Source organism: Acinetobacter sp. YH12126 (assembly GCF_013418745.1).
Taxonomy (GTDB): Bacteria; Pseudomonadota; Gammaproteobacteria; order Pseudomonadales; family Moraxellaceae; genus Acinetobacter; species Acinetobacter amyesii.
Window position 1 is genome coordinate 1 of the sequence record NZ_VPBM01000033.1, and the last position, 12,670, is coordinate 12,670.

22 protein-coding genes and 2 pseudogenes are annotated in these 12,670 nt (G+C 32.4%); 8 read left to right on the top strand and 16 right to left on the bottom strand.

The genetic code is table 11. The features are described from left to right. Positions 1-253: 253 nt before the first annotated feature. A complete protein-coding gene (locus FTU62_RS16625; RefSeq protein WP_180024771.1) occupies positions 254-796 on the bottom strand; it encodes a hypothetical protein in 543 nt (180 codons plus the stop codon). A 467-nt stretch (positions 797-1,263) separates the two neighbouring features. Then, positions 1,264-1,797 (bottom strand): SMI1/KNR4 family protein, encoded by a 534-nt coding sequence (locus tag FTU62_RS16630; RefSeq protein WP_180103229.1) that lies wholly within the window; start codon positions 1,795-1,797, stop codon positions 1,264-1,266. A 433-nt stretch (positions 1,798-2,230) separates the two neighbouring features. Between FTU62_RS16630 and FTU62_RS17520 the strand changes: the two are divergent. The 4 genes and pseudogenes from FTU62_RS17520 to FTU62_RS16655 all read left to right on the top strand — a co-directional run. Continuing rightward, a pseudogene (locus tag FTU62_RS17520) lies at positions 2,231-2,491 on the top strand (PAAR domain-containing protein); the annotation flags it as partial. 667 nt (positions 2,492-3,158) lie between these two features. Then, the gene (locus FTU62_RS16645) at positions 3,159-3,485 is read left to right on the top strand and encodes a hypothetical protein (protein WP_180103230.1); all 327 of its coding nucleotides are present in this window, start codon (positions 3,159-3,161) and stop codon (positions 3,483-3,485) included. Positions 3,486-3,598: 113 nt separating this feature from the next. Next, positions 3,599-3,895: a type II toxin-antitoxin system RelE/ParE family toxin gene (locus FTU62_RS16650; protein WP_078191612.1), complete on the top strand. Its 297-nt coding sequence runs from the start codon at positions 3,599-3,601 to the stop codon at positions 3,893-3,895. Position 3,896: 1 nt separating this feature from the next. Next, positions 3,897-4,187, top strand: coding sequence for an addiction module antidote protein (locus tag FTU62_RS16655; protein WP_005093398.1), 291 nt, complete (start codon positions 3,897-3,899; stop codon positions 4,185-4,187). Positions 4,188-4,228: 41 nt separating this feature from the next. On the opposite strand, the gene FTU62_RS16660 is transcribed toward FTU62_RS16655, so the two are convergent. Further along, a complete protein-coding gene (locus FTU62_RS16660; RefSeq protein ID WP_180103231.1) occupies positions 4,229-4,438 on the bottom strand; it encodes a hypothetical protein in 210 nt (69 codons plus the stop codon). Positions 4,439-4,705: 267 nt separating this feature from the next. Between FTU62_RS16660 and FTU62_RS16665 the strand changes: the two genes are divergently transcribed. Continuing rightward, entirely contained in the window at positions 4,706-5,218 is a 513-nt protein-coding gene (locus FTU62_RS16665) for an SMI1/KNR4 family protein (protein WP_180103232.1), read from the top strand. A 606-nt stretch (positions 5,219-5,824) separates the two neighbouring features. Here FTU62_RS16665 and FTU62_RS16670 read toward each other — a convergent pair. The 6 genes from FTU62_RS16670 to FTU62_RS16695 form a co-directional block, all read right to left on the bottom strand. Next, on the bottom strand, positions 5,825-6,622 hold the full coding sequence (locus tag FTU62_RS16670; protein WP_180066076.1) for a hypothetical protein: 798 nt from the start codon (positions 6,620-6,622) through the stop codon (positions 5,825-5,827). A gap of 161 nt (positions 6,623-6,783) precedes the next feature. After that, on the bottom strand, positions 6,784-7,077 hold the full coding sequence (locus tag FTU62_RS16675) for a type II toxin-antitoxin system RelE/ParE family toxin (RefSeq protein WP_180103233.1): 294 nt from the start codon (positions 7,075-7,077) through the stop codon (positions 6,784-6,786). Beyond that, positions 7,067-7,312: a type II toxin-antitoxin system RelB/DinJ family antitoxin gene (locus tag FTU62_RS16680; protein ID WP_000246756.1), complete on the bottom strand. Its 246-nt coding sequence runs from the start codon at positions 7,310-7,312 to the stop codon at positions 7,067-7,069. Before FTU62_RS16680 ends, FTU62_RS16675 begins: the two co-directional genes overlap by 11 nt. A gap of 91 nt (positions 7,313-7,403) precedes the next feature. Next, a complete protein-coding gene (locus tag FTU62_RS16685; RefSeq protein ID WP_180103234.1) occupies positions 7,404-7,613 on the bottom strand; it encodes a hypothetical protein in 210 nt (69 codons plus the stop codon). A 178-nt stretch (positions 7,614-7,791) separates the two neighbouring features. Further along, a complete protein-coding gene (locus FTU62_RS16690; protein ID WP_004676242.1) occupies positions 7,792-8,082 on the bottom strand; it encodes a type II toxin-antitoxin system YafQ family toxin in 291 nt (96 codons plus the stop codon). Then, complete coding sequence (locus tag FTU62_RS16695; RefSeq protein ID WP_005265047.1) at positions 8,069-8,329, bottom strand: type II toxin-antitoxin system RelB/DinJ family antitoxin; 261 nt, start codon at positions 8,327-8,329, stop codon at positions 8,069-8,071. The genes FTU62_RS16690 and FTU62_RS16695 overlap by 14 nt, the downstream gene beginning before the upstream one ends. A gap of 166 nt (positions 8,330-8,495) precedes the next feature. On the opposite strand from FTU62_RS16695, the gene FTU62_RS16700 reads away from it, so the two are divergent. Beyond that, positions 8,496-8,813, top strand: coding sequence for a barstar family protein (locus FTU62_RS16700; protein WP_180103235.1), 318 nt, complete (start codon positions 8,496-8,498; stop codon positions 8,811-8,813). A 94-nt stretch (positions 8,814-8,907) separates the two neighbouring features. Here FTU62_RS16700 and nadS read toward each other — a convergent pair whose 3' ends face one another. From nadS to FTU62_RS16720, 4 genes are all read right to left on the bottom strand, one after another. Further along, positions 8,908-9,180: a NadS family protein gene (gene nadS, locus FTU62_RS16705; protein ID WP_004676016.1), complete on the bottom strand. Its 273-nt coding sequence runs from the start codon at positions 9,178-9,180 to the stop codon at positions 8,908-8,910. Beyond that, positions 9,173-9,493 carry a type II toxin-antitoxin system RelE/ParE family toxin gene (locus tag FTU62_RS16710; protein ID WP_002126330.1) on the bottom strand — a complete coding sequence of 107 codons (321 nt, stop codon included), beginning with the start codon at positions 9,491-9,493 and terminating at the stop codon, positions 9,173-9,175. The genes nadS and FTU62_RS16710 overlap by 8 nt, the downstream gene beginning before the upstream one ends. A 189-nt stretch (positions 9,494-9,682) precedes the next feature. After that, on the bottom strand, positions 9,683-9,883 hold the full coding sequence (locus tag FTU62_RS16715; protein WP_163146734.1) for a hypothetical protein: 201 nt from the start codon (positions 9,881-9,883) through the stop codon (positions 9,683-9,685). A 60-nt stretch (positions 9,884-9,943) separates the two neighbouring features. Then, positions 9,944-10,249, bottom strand: coding sequence for a hypothetical protein (locus tag FTU62_RS16720; protein WP_163146733.1), 306 nt, complete (start codon positions 10,247-10,249; stop codon positions 9,944-9,946). A gap of 256 nt (positions 10,250-10,505) precedes the next feature. On the opposite strand from FTU62_RS16720, the gene FTU62_RS16725 reads away from it, so the two are divergent. Both FTU62_RS16725 and FTU62_RS16730 read left to right on the top strand, forming a co-directional pair. Further along, the gene (locus FTU62_RS16725) at positions 10,506-11,078 is read left to right on the top strand and encodes a hypothetical protein (RefSeq protein ID WP_180103236.1); all 573 of its coding nucleotides are present in this window, start codon (positions 10,506-10,508) and stop codon (positions 11,076-11,078) included. 173 nt (positions 11,079-11,251) lie between these two features. Further along, positions 11,252-11,713 carry an SMI1/KNR4 family protein gene (locus FTU62_RS16730; protein ID WP_180103237.1) on the top strand — a complete coding sequence of 154 codons (462 nt, stop codon included), beginning with the start codon at positions 11,252-11,254 and terminating at the stop codon, positions 11,711-11,713. Positions 11,714-11,840: 127 nt separating this feature from the next. On the opposite strand, the gene FTU62_RS16735 is transcribed toward FTU62_RS16730, so the two are convergent. The 3 genes and pseudogenes from FTU62_RS16735 to FTU62_RS17530 form a co-directional block, all read right to left on the bottom strand. Next, positions 11,841-12,224, bottom strand: a complete 384-nt coding sequence (locus tag FTU62_RS16735) for a hypothetical protein (protein WP_086384390.1) — start codon at positions 12,222-12,224, stop codon at positions 11,841-11,843. Positions 12,225-12,309: 85 nt separating this feature from the next. Further along, a complete protein-coding gene (locus FTU62_RS16740; RefSeq protein WP_180103238.1) occupies positions 12,310-12,591 on the bottom strand; it encodes an addiction module antidote protein in 282 nt (93 codons plus the stop codon). Beyond that, positions 12,592-12,670: pseudogene (locus tag FTU62_RS17530) on the bottom strand (type II toxin-antitoxin system RelE/ParE family toxin); the annotation flags it as partial.

Below are 12,670 nucleotides of genomic sequence, written 5' to 3' on the forward strand. Positions count from 1 at the left end.
CGAGTCGTAAAGCTCAGAAAGTTGTTATTGAACAAAGAAATTTAAATCCTGTGCTTGACTCTTGTAGTTAAAAACAGGACATTTTAAATGGTTTATCGCATAGACATTTTAATTGGTGAATAACAAAAAAAACCTGGGCACCAACCCAGGTCTAAAATTTAAAAAACAGATAAATATCAGTGCAATAAACTCATTTTTCTAATTTCGCATAACGTGTATTATGTTAATTTTAGAGATGCTTAATTATTTAAAACTATAATTTTTCAATATTTTTCATCCTAAGAGCTTGCCCATTTTTATATTCGTAAAATTCGTAGGTGCAACCTGAATTTGTATTCATAATTAATGCATAATCCTTACTTTCTTCGAATGTAACTTTAAACATTCTGAATGGACAGGATTCGTATCTTTGACCTTCCTTATAGCCGTAGGTCATTTGTACTATTACAGGTCTGTCTGCTGGTACTTTAAACTCTCCAAAATTAGTTGCACTTTGAGGTGCATAAGGCATATTTAAACTTTTAGGTGCGTATTCAAATTTTTGGAATCCCAGAGTTTTAACACTTGTAAAAGCTAATCCTCCATCCTTATCTTTTGATAATTCTTTTTTAGTCTGTGAATTTGGATAAATATATATTTTTTTTCCTATTCCATAAAAAACTCGTACATTAGCTGTTTTTCCAGATGCCGGTTCTTTATATCGACTACCTTGATTAAGAATGGAATCGTTCACTTTATACACAGTTGCACAACCTGAGAGTGAAAATAAAAAGCTGATAATTAATATTTTTTTCAACTTGATTTTACCAAAATTAAAATAGTGGGATGAATTTTAAACCTTAAAGGAAGAGTTGAAAAATTATTTCTAATAAGGCCAGCTAATAAACTTAGTGAAATATATCTGTAAAAAATAAAAATTAGCCGTTTATTTAGCATAATAGCTATATACGAAATTTGATCTGTAAGCATGAGCGTGCATGTATTGGGGCAGATCACCCTTATCTCAGAGCTAAGGACTCATCTATTCTAAGTACATCAGGAATAGGAAGTTCCGCAACAAAAACAAAAACAAAAACAAAAACAAAAATGATAAGTTCTAAAACATGGAAGATAGGTACGACAGGAGTTATACCTTACACTACCTCATACGAAAAAGCCCAACATCCTGTTGGGCTTTTTTTATTTAAAAAAAGATAAAAATTAAGGCTATAGCCTCAATTTTTTAACTTCGTATAACGTGTATTATGTTAATTGTAGGGAAATTTAAAAATTATCCTCTTTCAATAAAGCCATAAAAGAAGTGAAGTTATCTGCTAATTTTATAGTTCTCAACTTATTTTCAGTTGGTGATATTTGGATAAGATCATCATGATAAATTAGAGTAATAGCGGGTTCATCGGTATCAAGATCATCTCGATAATCAAAAGCTAGTAAGTCACCACCTGCACATTCTCCAAAAATAACTATATGTTTATCCATAAATTCATACATGTGTTCATCAGGCTGATTTAATTCAATTGCTTCATATTTTTTGACGGAATCCTCATACTTTTTACGATCTTCTTCATCCCAAATTTCGATTTCTTCATATCCGTAGCTATAAAAATATACGTCTCTATCTGTCATCTCATTGTTATGATCTAAAAACTCAAAATAGTTCTTTTGAGGTGTTAATCCATTGTGTTTACTGAGTAATCCAACATAAGACTTAGGAAATTTATAACCAATAGACTCAGCATAATTCTCAATAATTTTTCTATCAATTTGGCCATGATCTCTGCTTACATCAATATTCATTTAATCTACTCAAGTAATTTTTTCATAGTATAAATTAGGAATTTAAATTTCCATTTAACATAATGGCGATTATACGCAATAAAAAAACCTGGGCACCAACCCAGGTCTAAAATTTAAAAAACAGATAAATATCAGTGCAATAAACTCATTTTTCTAATTTCGCATAACGTGTATTATGTTAATTTTAGGAAAACTTACAGAATGTATAAGTTAAAGATTATTGTTTGGGTGATTCTCATCTTAGTAATCTTATGGGGAATACAATGGATGTTTCATGGCTTTCCAACAGGAAATTAGAGCCATACATTGATGATTTCATATAATCCATACTATGTTAATTTTAGAATAGTTAAGAAATTAGGATAATTTCTCAGATTCGAACCTAAATAATTATGATAAATTTGCCACAAAGAAAAAACCTAAATATAAAACTATGTCTAAAGCTTTAGTTACCATTGGATCGATAACTAGTCATGGTGGGATCGTTGCAGAGTGTGACACTACTTTTATCATTAATGGAATTGCAGTTCATTTAAATGGTATGAAACACTTCTGCCCTCAATGTAAAACTGTCGTTTCCGCAATTGCTTCTGATCAAACCACTATTGTTAATGGTCGGGCTATAGTACTTGCAGGTGATAAAACAACATGTGGCGCTACATTTCTTGGTAATCAATCCCTTGTTGTAGCACAGCCTAAGAGTTCTTCATCAGCTAGCTCAGCAATATCAAAATTAAATATTGCCCAATCTCCAATAACAAAGGCTGCCTCAAACGTGCCAAATATGACAATGGGATTAACAAAGCAAAGTGATAAACCCAAAGGACCATTTACTGGCGGAGGGCACGGTGACCCTGATAACACTCGAGGTGTATTAAATAATTTAACTTTTGGAATAAGTGAAAAAGTTTTAACTGCTTTAGGAATGAAACCTGCTGATCCTAAGAAATTAGAAGAGGGAGAAATTGTTGGGGCGGTAATTGGCCCTGGAAAAGTTAAAGCTATTGGTAAGGCGGCAAAAGAAGTTGGAGGGAAAGTTTTAGGAAAAGAAGCTACAGGTGTTTTAGGTAGTCGCCATAATCAAATGAATCAGCCCAAGAATCCAAGTTATCAGCCAGTTCGGAATAATCCTACCAATATCGATGGTCGTAATTATTCCGGGCATGCTCTTGATAGGATGCAGGATAGAGGTATCATGCCATCAGTTGTAAAAGATACGATTAAAAACGGCTCTCAAACAGTAGGTACAAAATCTACCACTAACCATTATAGTCCAGCAAATAATGTCACAGTGGTAACTAATAAACGAGGCGATGTGGTTACAGTATCGCATGGGAAAATTGATGGTAAGGGAAAATAAAATGAATGAACTTTTAGAATTTGTACAGAACTATTCGAAACCCACAGAAACTCATTACCACTATGCTGAATTTACGAAAAATGTTGAAAATATTTACGATGGTTTTAAAGATAATTTTCCTATAGAAATGCAGGAGCAATTAGGTACTTTAATTTTCGATATGGAAGTAATAAATGGGTTAGCTTTATGCGATTGGGATTTAGCTAACAGACCAACTGAATGGAATGATTGGAATACTGATTATAAAGAAGATGCTGATAATTTAAAGAAACAACTTGTGAGTATCTTAACTGGGGTACAAAAAGAATATATAAGAATTTTAGACTAATTTTCTCTCCATTTAACATAATGGCTGTTATACGAAATTAATGGATGTTCGTATAGATTACTTGCATATTGTATTCGATCGAATACAATACAGTGAGAAGATAAGGAATCCTCATGATTGAAATTAAACGTCTACCAGAATTTGATGAATGGTTAGATGGTATTAAAGACAATATGACCCGAATTCGCTTGAATCGTAGATTAGATAAGGTTCAACGTGGAAATTGGGGAGACATTAAACCTCTCCAAGATGGTGTTTGGGAGATGAGAGAATTCTTCGGTTCTGGATGGAGGATGTATTACATCCAACATGGTGACGTCGTTATTGTGATGCTTGGTGGAGGAGATAAGTCTACACAGCAAGACGATATCAAGCGAGCAGTCAAATTGTCGAAAACATTGGAGGATTAAAATGGTTAAAGTCGCTGATTTACCAAGTTTTGATATGGCTGAATCACTCAAAACTGAAGAAGACATTGTGATGTATCTCAATATGGTTCTAGAAGAGAATGATCCAGCTGAATTAGCGCATGCACTTGGAGTAATTGCCAAAGCTCGTGGTATGACTCAAATCGCTAAAGAGGCAGGAATTGGACGTGAAGCTCTGTATAAAGCACTTCGTCACGACTCTGCACCACGTTTTGATACGATTAATCGTGTAGTGAATGCTTTAGGCTTAAAACTAACAGTACAACACGCCTAAAAATGGGAGCTTAAAGCTCCTATTGTTTAATTCATATAATTTTAATTTTGACTTAATTTTTTTAAGTCACGAATAACCTTTCTTAGTTCAAACATTTGGTTGTGTAACTGTTCAGACAGCATCTCATTATTTGCATCTTCTCTAGTAAAAATATCTGCAATATCAATAGTATCTTTCATAATCTGAATTAATTTACTATGCACATGTTCATGTTCATGTTCATGTTCATGTTCATGTTCATTATTAGGCATCATTACCTCCTCAAAAAAGTTAAGACATTTAACATGAAATCTCTTATACAAAATATTATTTTTATTAAATTAATCTAATTTTACGATAATATCCTTTAACTTAGATCAATGTTGAGCAACCAGCTTAGTTTGAGGAATAGTGAGAAATCTATTTGGTTTGGCGATTGAATCTTACTTTCTCGCTATTTTCTAAAAAGCAAATATCAACAGACTCTAAATTATAGCTAACGATATGTTTTAAATTATAAATTTTTATAGGAACTTAAAGTGCAAAAAAATTGGCAGAAATTAGAAAATATATTAGAAAAAACCAACCCATCTATATTAGCTGACCTTGCTCCAGCAGCAACTGATACAGAGATTTCAAACTTAGAAGAAAAAATTGGTGTCAAACTTCCAGAAGACTTTCTCGCTTGTTTAAAAGTCCACAATGGTCAATGGGGTAATGCTGACGGACTGTTTAATGATGCTAAGTTTTTATCCACTTCAAGTATTTTTCAAATATGGAAAATAATGAAGGATATATTCGAAAGTGGAGTATTTGAAGATATGGAAGGCGCCTCATCAGTCAATGGGATTAAAGGGGAAGGTTGGAACCTTAAATGGATTCCAATCATTGATTTGGGGAATGGCGATCTTTATTTTTTAGATCTTGATCCTGCTGAAGATGGAAAATTTGGACAAGTAGTCCAGTACTGGCATGAAGATATTGAAGTCCAGAAGGAAGCCAATAATTTTACAGAATGGTTCTCAAATTTTACAGACCAATTAGAACAATAGATGAAATCGAATATCTAGAATATAAAATTCGTCAAAAAATAGATTTTAGCTAAATAAAATTGGCATTCTAGAAGTGTATACTATCTTGATTTAAAAGAATCTGCGATAAAAAAGCCCAACATCCTGTTGGGCTTTTTCGTATTGGTTCGCTTGGTATAACTCCTGTCGCACCTTACAGTCCTTATGCGTATCTATGTTCTTATTATTGTGTGGAACTTCCTGTTCCTGATGAATCCATCATAGGAAATTGCAGCCAGATCGTATAGGAGCAAAGGGCCGGAATTGGTGTGAGCCAAAGCGTACAAAATTGGTGGATTTTTATCCCAAGAGTTGTCCGCAGAAATTGGGGATAATTTAAGCCAGCGCTGTCTTGATAACGCAGAGAAAAATGACAATTTGATTAAATATTGATCAATTTTATTGGCAGAATATATCAAAACTGCGCATAAAAAAGCCGACTTGTTTCCAAGTCAGCTTTTTACTGTTTTTGAGGTCGGTTGAAATTTTTTAACTATATGAAAAACAAGGATATTTTAAAAATCATTTCGTATAACCTCTATTATGTTAAATGGAGTCAAAATTAGATTAAATATTGTGATAATTGCTTTATTTCTTCACATTCCAAACTTTTAATAAACGCCAAATATTTTGATCTACAGTTTTCCAGTCTTTTAATGATTCGTAAGACATTCTCCATGCGATTCTTACGTTCGGATAGAGAGGGGTTTCAACTTCTGTGGTCACTACAATTTGATCTGTAAGATTTTTATTAATCTTCATTAAAAATTCAGAATTGTATGGATCTGATGCGTGGCCTAGACAATGGTAAGAGATATCAGAGTCCAAATTTATTGAATAGCACTCTAAATCAAATTTTTTAAATGAATTTTCATATTTTACAAATTTATGTGATATTAAATAATTTATCCACTCTCTTGGTGTTTGTTTATATTTAAAATATATGGGATCGAGTGTACTGAAATTTTGTATATACACTTTTACTTGATCTTGATAATTTTTATCATAAAAGTTATTAATTTTTATATTTTTAACATTATTCAAAAGCAAGTTAAATCGCATAGGATGCTGAAAATCAGAAACTTTCTCGATTTTATCATTGTCATTTAGTATTTTTACTTTAGGAATAAAATCAATAGGATACTGACCAAGAAAAGGGTCAGTCAAAACTATACCTTGCTCAATATTTTTTTTATTGCCTACAACGGTTTTTATAGTTAAATCTGATGAAATCCCCCAAATCACTAAATCCCCTTGTTTTGATATATCTTTATAATATTCGATATCGGATTCTTCTGATAAAGGTTTAGACCTAGATTCTGTCGTGTCAGTACATCCGCATATAGCAATACAATGTATTAAAATAAGTATTTTTATATAGTTCATTACGAAACTCTTTTAATTCACTTCTAGGTTAGAGCACAAATAACTAAACGATTTATAGAGAAATCTAAAAATAAATAAAAATATTCATTTATTTAGGTTTCCTAAAATTAACATAATACGCGTTATGCGAAGTCAAAAATGGGAGCTTATAGCTCCCATTTTTAGTCTTTAATACGCTTTTTTGCTTCGTCATAAACTATGCTGTCAGCTCGTTTTCCAACAGTGATAAGTAGGATAACTACTTGATCATCTTTGACTTGATAAACTAATCGAACTCCAGCCTTTAATAATTTAATTTTGTAGCAGCCTGCAAGATCGCCTCTAAGCATATTCTTTGGAATATGGGGCTGCTCTATGACTTTGGCTAGTTTCTTTTTAAATTGATCTCGTATAGCGCTAGGGATTTTTTCCCATTCTGCTGTAAAGTCCTTGTGACGTAAAAGCTTATAAGTCATCTAATGTGACTTCCTCAAACATCTCTTTAGGATCATTAATGCGCTTACGGACAAGAGCCAGTAATTCTTCATCTTCTTCTGAAAGCAAAGCTTTTTTGACGGGCAGCTTCCCAGTCGTAGCAACATACTCAAGAATACTGGTAAAGAAATCCGTAGGTGCAATACCTTGCTCTTTAAGGATGGAGTAGGATTTTTCTTTAAGGGCTTCATCCACTCTGAAGTTAACAGTAGCCATCATATCTCCAAGTTTTTAATCTACTAGGAGTACTGTAATGCAATTTGCATTACAAGTCGACTTCGCATAATAACCATTATGTTAAATGGATTTAATTAGCTGATTTTTTATTTGATGTAAATTTAAATATCATTGCTCCGAAAAACATTCCAGCTAGTATACAAATGATAAGAAACACGGGAAGTGAGCCGAAAGCTATCGGCTTACCTTCAATTTCTCGAATAATATACATAATGAATGCAAATGGTACTCCCCATCCTAATCCACCATACAAAAATATCCATTTGAGTTTGTTATTCATTCTTAAAACCTTTAATTAAGATTAATTCTCATTAAGATTTTAACAGACTGTGTAACTCTTTAAAATTTAAGAATATCTAAAATTAACATAATACACGTTATACGAAATTAAAAATGGGAGCCTTAAGCTCCCATTTTTGAAGATAATTTTAAAATTTTCCTGTTAAAAATCAGGTAACTCAAATCGCCAATTCACTATGACTACCTAACCGAACTAATTTCAAAATTAGCAGCTCACCTTCCTCTGTTTTTTTATAGATCAAAACAAGATCTGGTTTGATATGGCAATCACGATGACCTACCCAATTACTAACCAAAGCATGGTCACGATACTTTTCAGGCAAGGCTTCATCAGCTTGCAATAACTCTAAAACAGTTTGTAGTTCAGCATCTACTGTATTTCGATGTTGCCCTTTTTTCTCACGTTTATAGTCTTTCTTGAATGCTGATGTGTACTTAATCGTCCGCATTTAGATCAGCCATCAAATCTTTTACAGAAGTGAAGCTCTTTGCTTTGCTTAGATCTTCTTCCATTGCAGCAATGGTTTCAGCACTGGGTTGCCAAATCTCAAAAGGCAGGGCCTTTTCTTTCGCGACTTTGGTTAACAACAAGCGAACTGCATCTGAGACCGTTAAGCCCATTGTTGCAAGAACTTCTGTTGCTTCATGCTTAATGTTTTCATTAATGCGAGTAGTTACTAGTGCATTTGAAGCCATGTTAAGCTCCTGTGATTAACATTGTTAATCACACTATATTCTTAGATGAAGAAAAATTCAATTCGTATAACAGCCATTATGTTAAATAATTATATATATCCTTAATGCGACAGAACACTCCTGATCATTATAAAACGTTTATTAGAATTGAAGAGGTATATGTTTAATGACAACTAAGATTAATCAAACTCCTTATTTGGCCTTAATTAAAGAGGGGCTGAAGGATAAAGATGAATTAATGGAAGAACTAAAATTAAAGCTGAATTTTCCGGACTATTTTGGTTCTAATTGGGATGCATTATTTGACTGTTTATGTGACTTATCTTGGATACATGAAGGCGTTATAATCATTAAGCATAGAGACATTCCCAAATTATCCATACAAGACTTAGAAATTTATAAAGATATTCTTCAAGATGCCATATACAGTTGGAATGCTGATGAAACTCATAAATTAATAGTTGAATTTCCGACTCTGTCTTAATCAGTAAATAAATTAAGATCTTCTAAAATTAACATAATACACGTTATACGAAGTCAAAAAATGGGAGCTAAGCTCCCATTTTTAATGCATTTTTTTAAATAAGGCTAGGATGTGCATCTAAGATTCGAATTAATGTTGCCGCTGGTCCTGTCGGATAGCGTCGGCCTTGTTCCCAGTTTTGCAGGGTGCGATGACTGATGTGGAGACGTGCAGCAAATTCGCTTTGACTTAAACCAGTTTTTTCTCGGACTTCCTTAATATCAGGTAATTCAAGTTCGGTTGTTCGACTTGCTTGGATCTCTTTGCGTTTGATTGCTCCAGCTTCTTTAATCGAAGCAACTAAGTCATCAAATAAGTTGTTATCCATGAAATTGCTCCTTCACGAGTTGGCGCAGAATGGCGGTTTCTTTATCCGTGAGATTATCTTTTACAGATTTTGGATAAGCCACCAAGAAAAAGATTTGATCATCCTCATTTACCCAATAGTAAATTACTCTGATACCGCCACTTTTGCCTTTATTACCTTGAGCGCAACGTACTTTTCGAATGCCACCGCCATTCTTGATCAAGTCACCTTTATCAGGCTGAACCAATAGATCTTGTTGAAGTTGACGATATTCCTCATCAGATACAAGGTCTTTGATTTGCTTGGTAAAGATGCTGGTTTCAATGAATAACATAGATTCTTTGTACGTCAATGGCGTATAAGGATTCTAGCAGTTTCTGTATCAAAAAACGAGAGCTGATAACTCTCGTTTCGTATAATCCGTATTATGTTAATTTCAGAGAAACTATTACAAATAGAATATTACTTTTATATTCTCAAATGAGCCGCTATCTTTCTTAAAAAATACTATAAATAACTGTTATTACTGATTATTATTTTTTAAATCAGGGCGAATTTTATAAATATTATTTTGGAGTTCAAAAATATGACTGAGAGCTTTTCCTATCAGTAAGATATTTTCTCTATTTTCTAGTGATGGATCTGATTGAATCTTACTAGGAATACTGTCTAATAATATTGCAGCTTGATACAAATCATCATTTATTTTTTTTAATTGATCCATTTTTCTCTTCTATATATGTTGGTAAGGATCCCAATCATATTACATTGAGATCCTGATTTATTAGGCCGTGGTATATCTTGTTGTAGCTTCTCTAGTTTCTGAACTAAAAAGGTTTAATAATCTATCCGATGATGGTACAGGAAGATTTGGTGGATTCCAATCACCTGTAGTGATGCATGTATTTAAAGAGTTTCCACACTCTGACATTCCACCGCTACCAGCAGACCCATAGACATCAATACAGTCTGCATAATATTCTGCACACAATTCTTTCGTTAAATAATATGAAGGCGTTGTAGGATCATATGCAAGAGCAAGACTACTAGTTATTATTGTACTAATTAGAACTATTTTTTTTAAGAACATAAGAAAATTCCAACTTTATTGTTAATTTGATATTTAAATATGATTTTTTAAAATTTAACTATTATTAAAATTACTCAAATCGAATAAATTTTTGAATAAATTCGCTTCATTTAACATAATGGCGGTTATACGAAACGAGAGCAGCAGCTCTCGTTTCGTATAACCGCCATTATGTTAAATAAAAAATTTTAGGTATTTTAAGTTTTTATAAATTTTATTTATAATCAAATATATAAACGAATCTAGAATATCTTTAATGGCAATACACAAAACAAACTCAATTACGAACTACTTAGATAATATTGCTCCATTTTATTATTTTTTGATTATCCCTTTTGTTATAGCCTTAATCGTTATTTGCTTTGATTTCGAGTTCATCGGGATTTTTTCTAATACACAACAACTTCAAATTTCATCAAAACATAAGTTTTTAAATGATTTTTTTGCTTTATGTACTTGGATTACAATTGCTCTTATATTCTTCAGCCGAAAGTTTTTTGGCTTAAAACCACATATCCAATTACAGGTAAAAAACGATGTTATCAAACAGATAAGAACTCGTGATGGTCTCGCAATGTACAGTACAACCATGATTTGTTTCTTTATTTTTTTTATCATTTGTATCAGCTTAACTTGGTTTCCAAGTGATCCCACGCTGCCTGAAAGAGGCTCGAAGGGATATGTTTTTAAAAAAGCTTTATATTCTGCTAAACCTGGATTGATCTTGTTTATTCAATATTTTAAATATGCTTTAAGTCTCTTATTTATTCTTATATTGGTACATATTTTAGATGCTCGAAAAATTATAAAAGAACAGACTAAGACTTAAGTTTCCCTAAAATTAACATAATACACGTTATGCGAAGTTGAAAAATTGAGACTATAGCGTTAATTTTTATGTATTTTTTAATTTCAGACCTAGGCCAGTGCCTAGGTTTTTTTATTTCGTATAACAGCCATTATGTTAAATTGATCTAAAATTTTTAATGCTATGGAACTATTATGAGTATAGAAAAAGTTGTTAAAGGCATAAAAATTATAGATTTACATAAATTGGATAGTGACTTTTCTGGTATCAAAGATGAAAAACTAATTACTTTGGCAGAAAAAACTCTCGGTTTGAAATTTCCTGATGACTATAGGTTTTTTTTACAAGTATTAGGATGTGGTGACATAGGTGGTCGAGAATTTTACGGAGTGATTGATTCAGATTTTATTAATTCATCCATACCAGATGCTATTTGGATAACATTACAAGAAAGATTGGAATCAGGTCTGCCTAATAATTATATCGTTATAAGTGATACTGGTGATGGGAGTTATGTTGTATTGAATTGCATAGAGTGTGATGAAGATAAAATAATGATATGGACACCAGGCATAAATGACCAAAATACTTCCTTTGACCGATATTACAGTGATTTCGGAACTTTTTTTTATGATCAAATCGTTAACTTAATTTAAAATTAACATAATACACGTTATACGAAGTTAAAAAATCGAGTCTAAAAACTTAATTTTTATGTATTTTTTTAAAATTAAGACCTAGGCCAGTGCCTAGTTTTTTTTATTTCGTATAACAGCCATTATGCTAAATGAAATTTATAAAAGGAAAAAATCGCTTAAATTTTTCTGATATATGAGGATTTTTCTTTAAGCATTCAATCGATTTTTCTCGGGTAGAAATAGGGTCGAAAATATCTACTCCTCTTAAATAAGAAATACCTTCTAACGCTATTTTTTCTGTTTTTGATAGTCCTGTACTTGGTACAAACCCAATCACTAAATGAATCTTTGCTAATGAGTCTTCAAAATCCATGAGATCAAACATGTAAAGAGGTATTTCTTCTTGATTTAAATCATTAATACATACCTCAACCCATTGTCTAAACTCATTCCAATTAATTGCTTGTAAAAATAGACAGCCAATAGCAAATCCAAGATCAGAACTTTCTTCCTTATATATTTTCCACATATTTAAATATTTCTAAAATTAACATAATACACGTTATGCGAAGTTGAAAAAGGGAGCTTTAAGCTCCCTTTTTTACTAGTTTTTTTTAAATTGCTAAGCGTAAATTCAGTGCTTTTACGACTTTAATAACAGTATCAAAGCTTGGATTTACATCGCCAGAAAGTGCTTTATAAAGACTTTCTCGGCCTAAACCAGTGTCTCTTGATAGTTGAGCCATTCCTTTAGCCTTAGCAATATTGCCTAAAGCTTTTGCAATGAATGCCGCATCACCATTAGATTCATCGATACAGGCTTGTAGGTAAGCTTGCATATCTTCTTTTGTTTTAAGATGTTCAGCACTGTCCCATTTACGAAGTTTGATAGCCATTTACAGCTCCTCCTCTAAATCTTGTGCTAATTGTAGGGCAAGTTTTATATCTTTACTTTGCGTAGACTTGTCTCCGCCT

Bases quoted from the DNA above. Each gene is read 5' to 3' on its own strand.
- FTU62_RS16630 (WP_180103229.1), bottom strand. From the start codon at position 1,797: ATGAATATTGATGTAAGCAGAGATCATGGCCAAATTGATAGAAAAATT.
- FTU62_RS16645 (WP_180103230.1), top strand. From the start codon at position 3,159: ATGAATGAACTTTTAGAATTTGTACAGAACTATTCGAAACCCACAGAA.
- FTU62_RS16650 (WP_078191612.1), top strand. From the start codon at position 3,599: ATGATTGAAATTAAACGTCTACCAGAATTTGATGAATGGTTAGATGGT.
- FTU62_RS16655 (WP_005093398.1), top strand. From the start codon at position 3,897: ATGGTTAAAGTCGCTGATTTACCAAGTTTTGATATGGCTGAATCACTC.
- FTU62_RS16660 (WP_180103231.1), bottom strand. From the start codon at position 4,438: ATGCCTAATAATGAACATGAACATGAACATGAACATGAACATGAACAT.
- FTU62_RS16670 (WP_180066076.1), bottom strand. From the start codon at position 6,622: ATGAACTATATAAAAATACTTATTTTAATACATTGTATTGCTATATGC.
- FTU62_RS16675 (WP_180103233.1), bottom strand. From the start codon at position 7,077: ATGACTTATAAGCTTTTACGTCACAAGGACTTTACAGCAGAATGGGAA.
- FTU62_RS16680 (WP_000246756.1), bottom strand. From the start codon at position 7,312: ATGGCTACTGTTAACTTCAGAGTGGATGAAGCCCTTAAAGAAAAATCC.
- FTU62_RS16685 (WP_180103234.1), bottom strand. From the start codon at position 7,613: ATGAATAACAAACTCAAATGGATATTTTTGTATGGTGGATTAGGATGG.
- FTU62_RS16690 (WP_004676242.1), bottom strand. From the start codon at position 8,082: ATGCGGACGATTAAGTACACATCAGCATTCAAGAAAGACTATAAACGT.
- FTU62_RS16695 (WP_005265047.1), bottom strand. From the start codon at position 8,329: ATGGCTTCAAATGCACTAGTAACTACTCGCATTAATGAAAACATTAAG.
- FTU62_RS16700 (WP_180103235.1), top strand. From the start codon at position 8,496: ATGACAACTAAGATTAATCAAACTCCTTATTTGGCCTTAATTAAAGAG.
- nadS (WP_004676016.1), bottom strand. From the start codon at position 9,180: ATGGATAACAACTTATTTGATGACTTAGTTGCTTCGATTAAAGAAGCT.
- FTU62_RS16710 (WP_002126330.1), bottom strand. From the start codon at position 9,493: ATGTTATTCATTGAAACCAGCATCTTTACCAAGCAAATCAAAGACCTT.
- FTU62_RS16715 (WP_163146734.1), bottom strand. From the start codon at position 9,883: ATGGATCAATTAAAAAAAATAAATGATGATTTGTATCAAGCTGCAATA.
- FTU62_RS16720 (WP_163146733.1), bottom strand. From the start codon at position 10,249: ATGTTCTTAAAAAAAATAGTTCTAATTAGTACAATAATAACTAGTAGT.
- FTU62_RS16725 (WP_180103236.1), top strand. From the start codon at position 10,506: ATGGCAATACACAAAACAAACTCAATTACGAACTACTTAGATAATATT.
- FTU62_RS16730 (WP_180103237.1), top strand. From the start codon at position 11,252: ATGAGTATAGAAAAAGTTGTTAAAGGCATAAAAATTATAGATTTACAT.
- FTU62_RS16735 (WP_086384390.1), bottom strand. From the start codon at position 12,224: ATGTGGAAAATATATAAGGAAGAAAGTTCTGATCTTGGATTTGCTATT.
- FTU62_RS16740 (WP_180103238.1), bottom strand. From the start codon at position 12,591: ATGGCTATCAAACTTCGTAAATGGGACAGTGCTGAACATCTTAAAACA.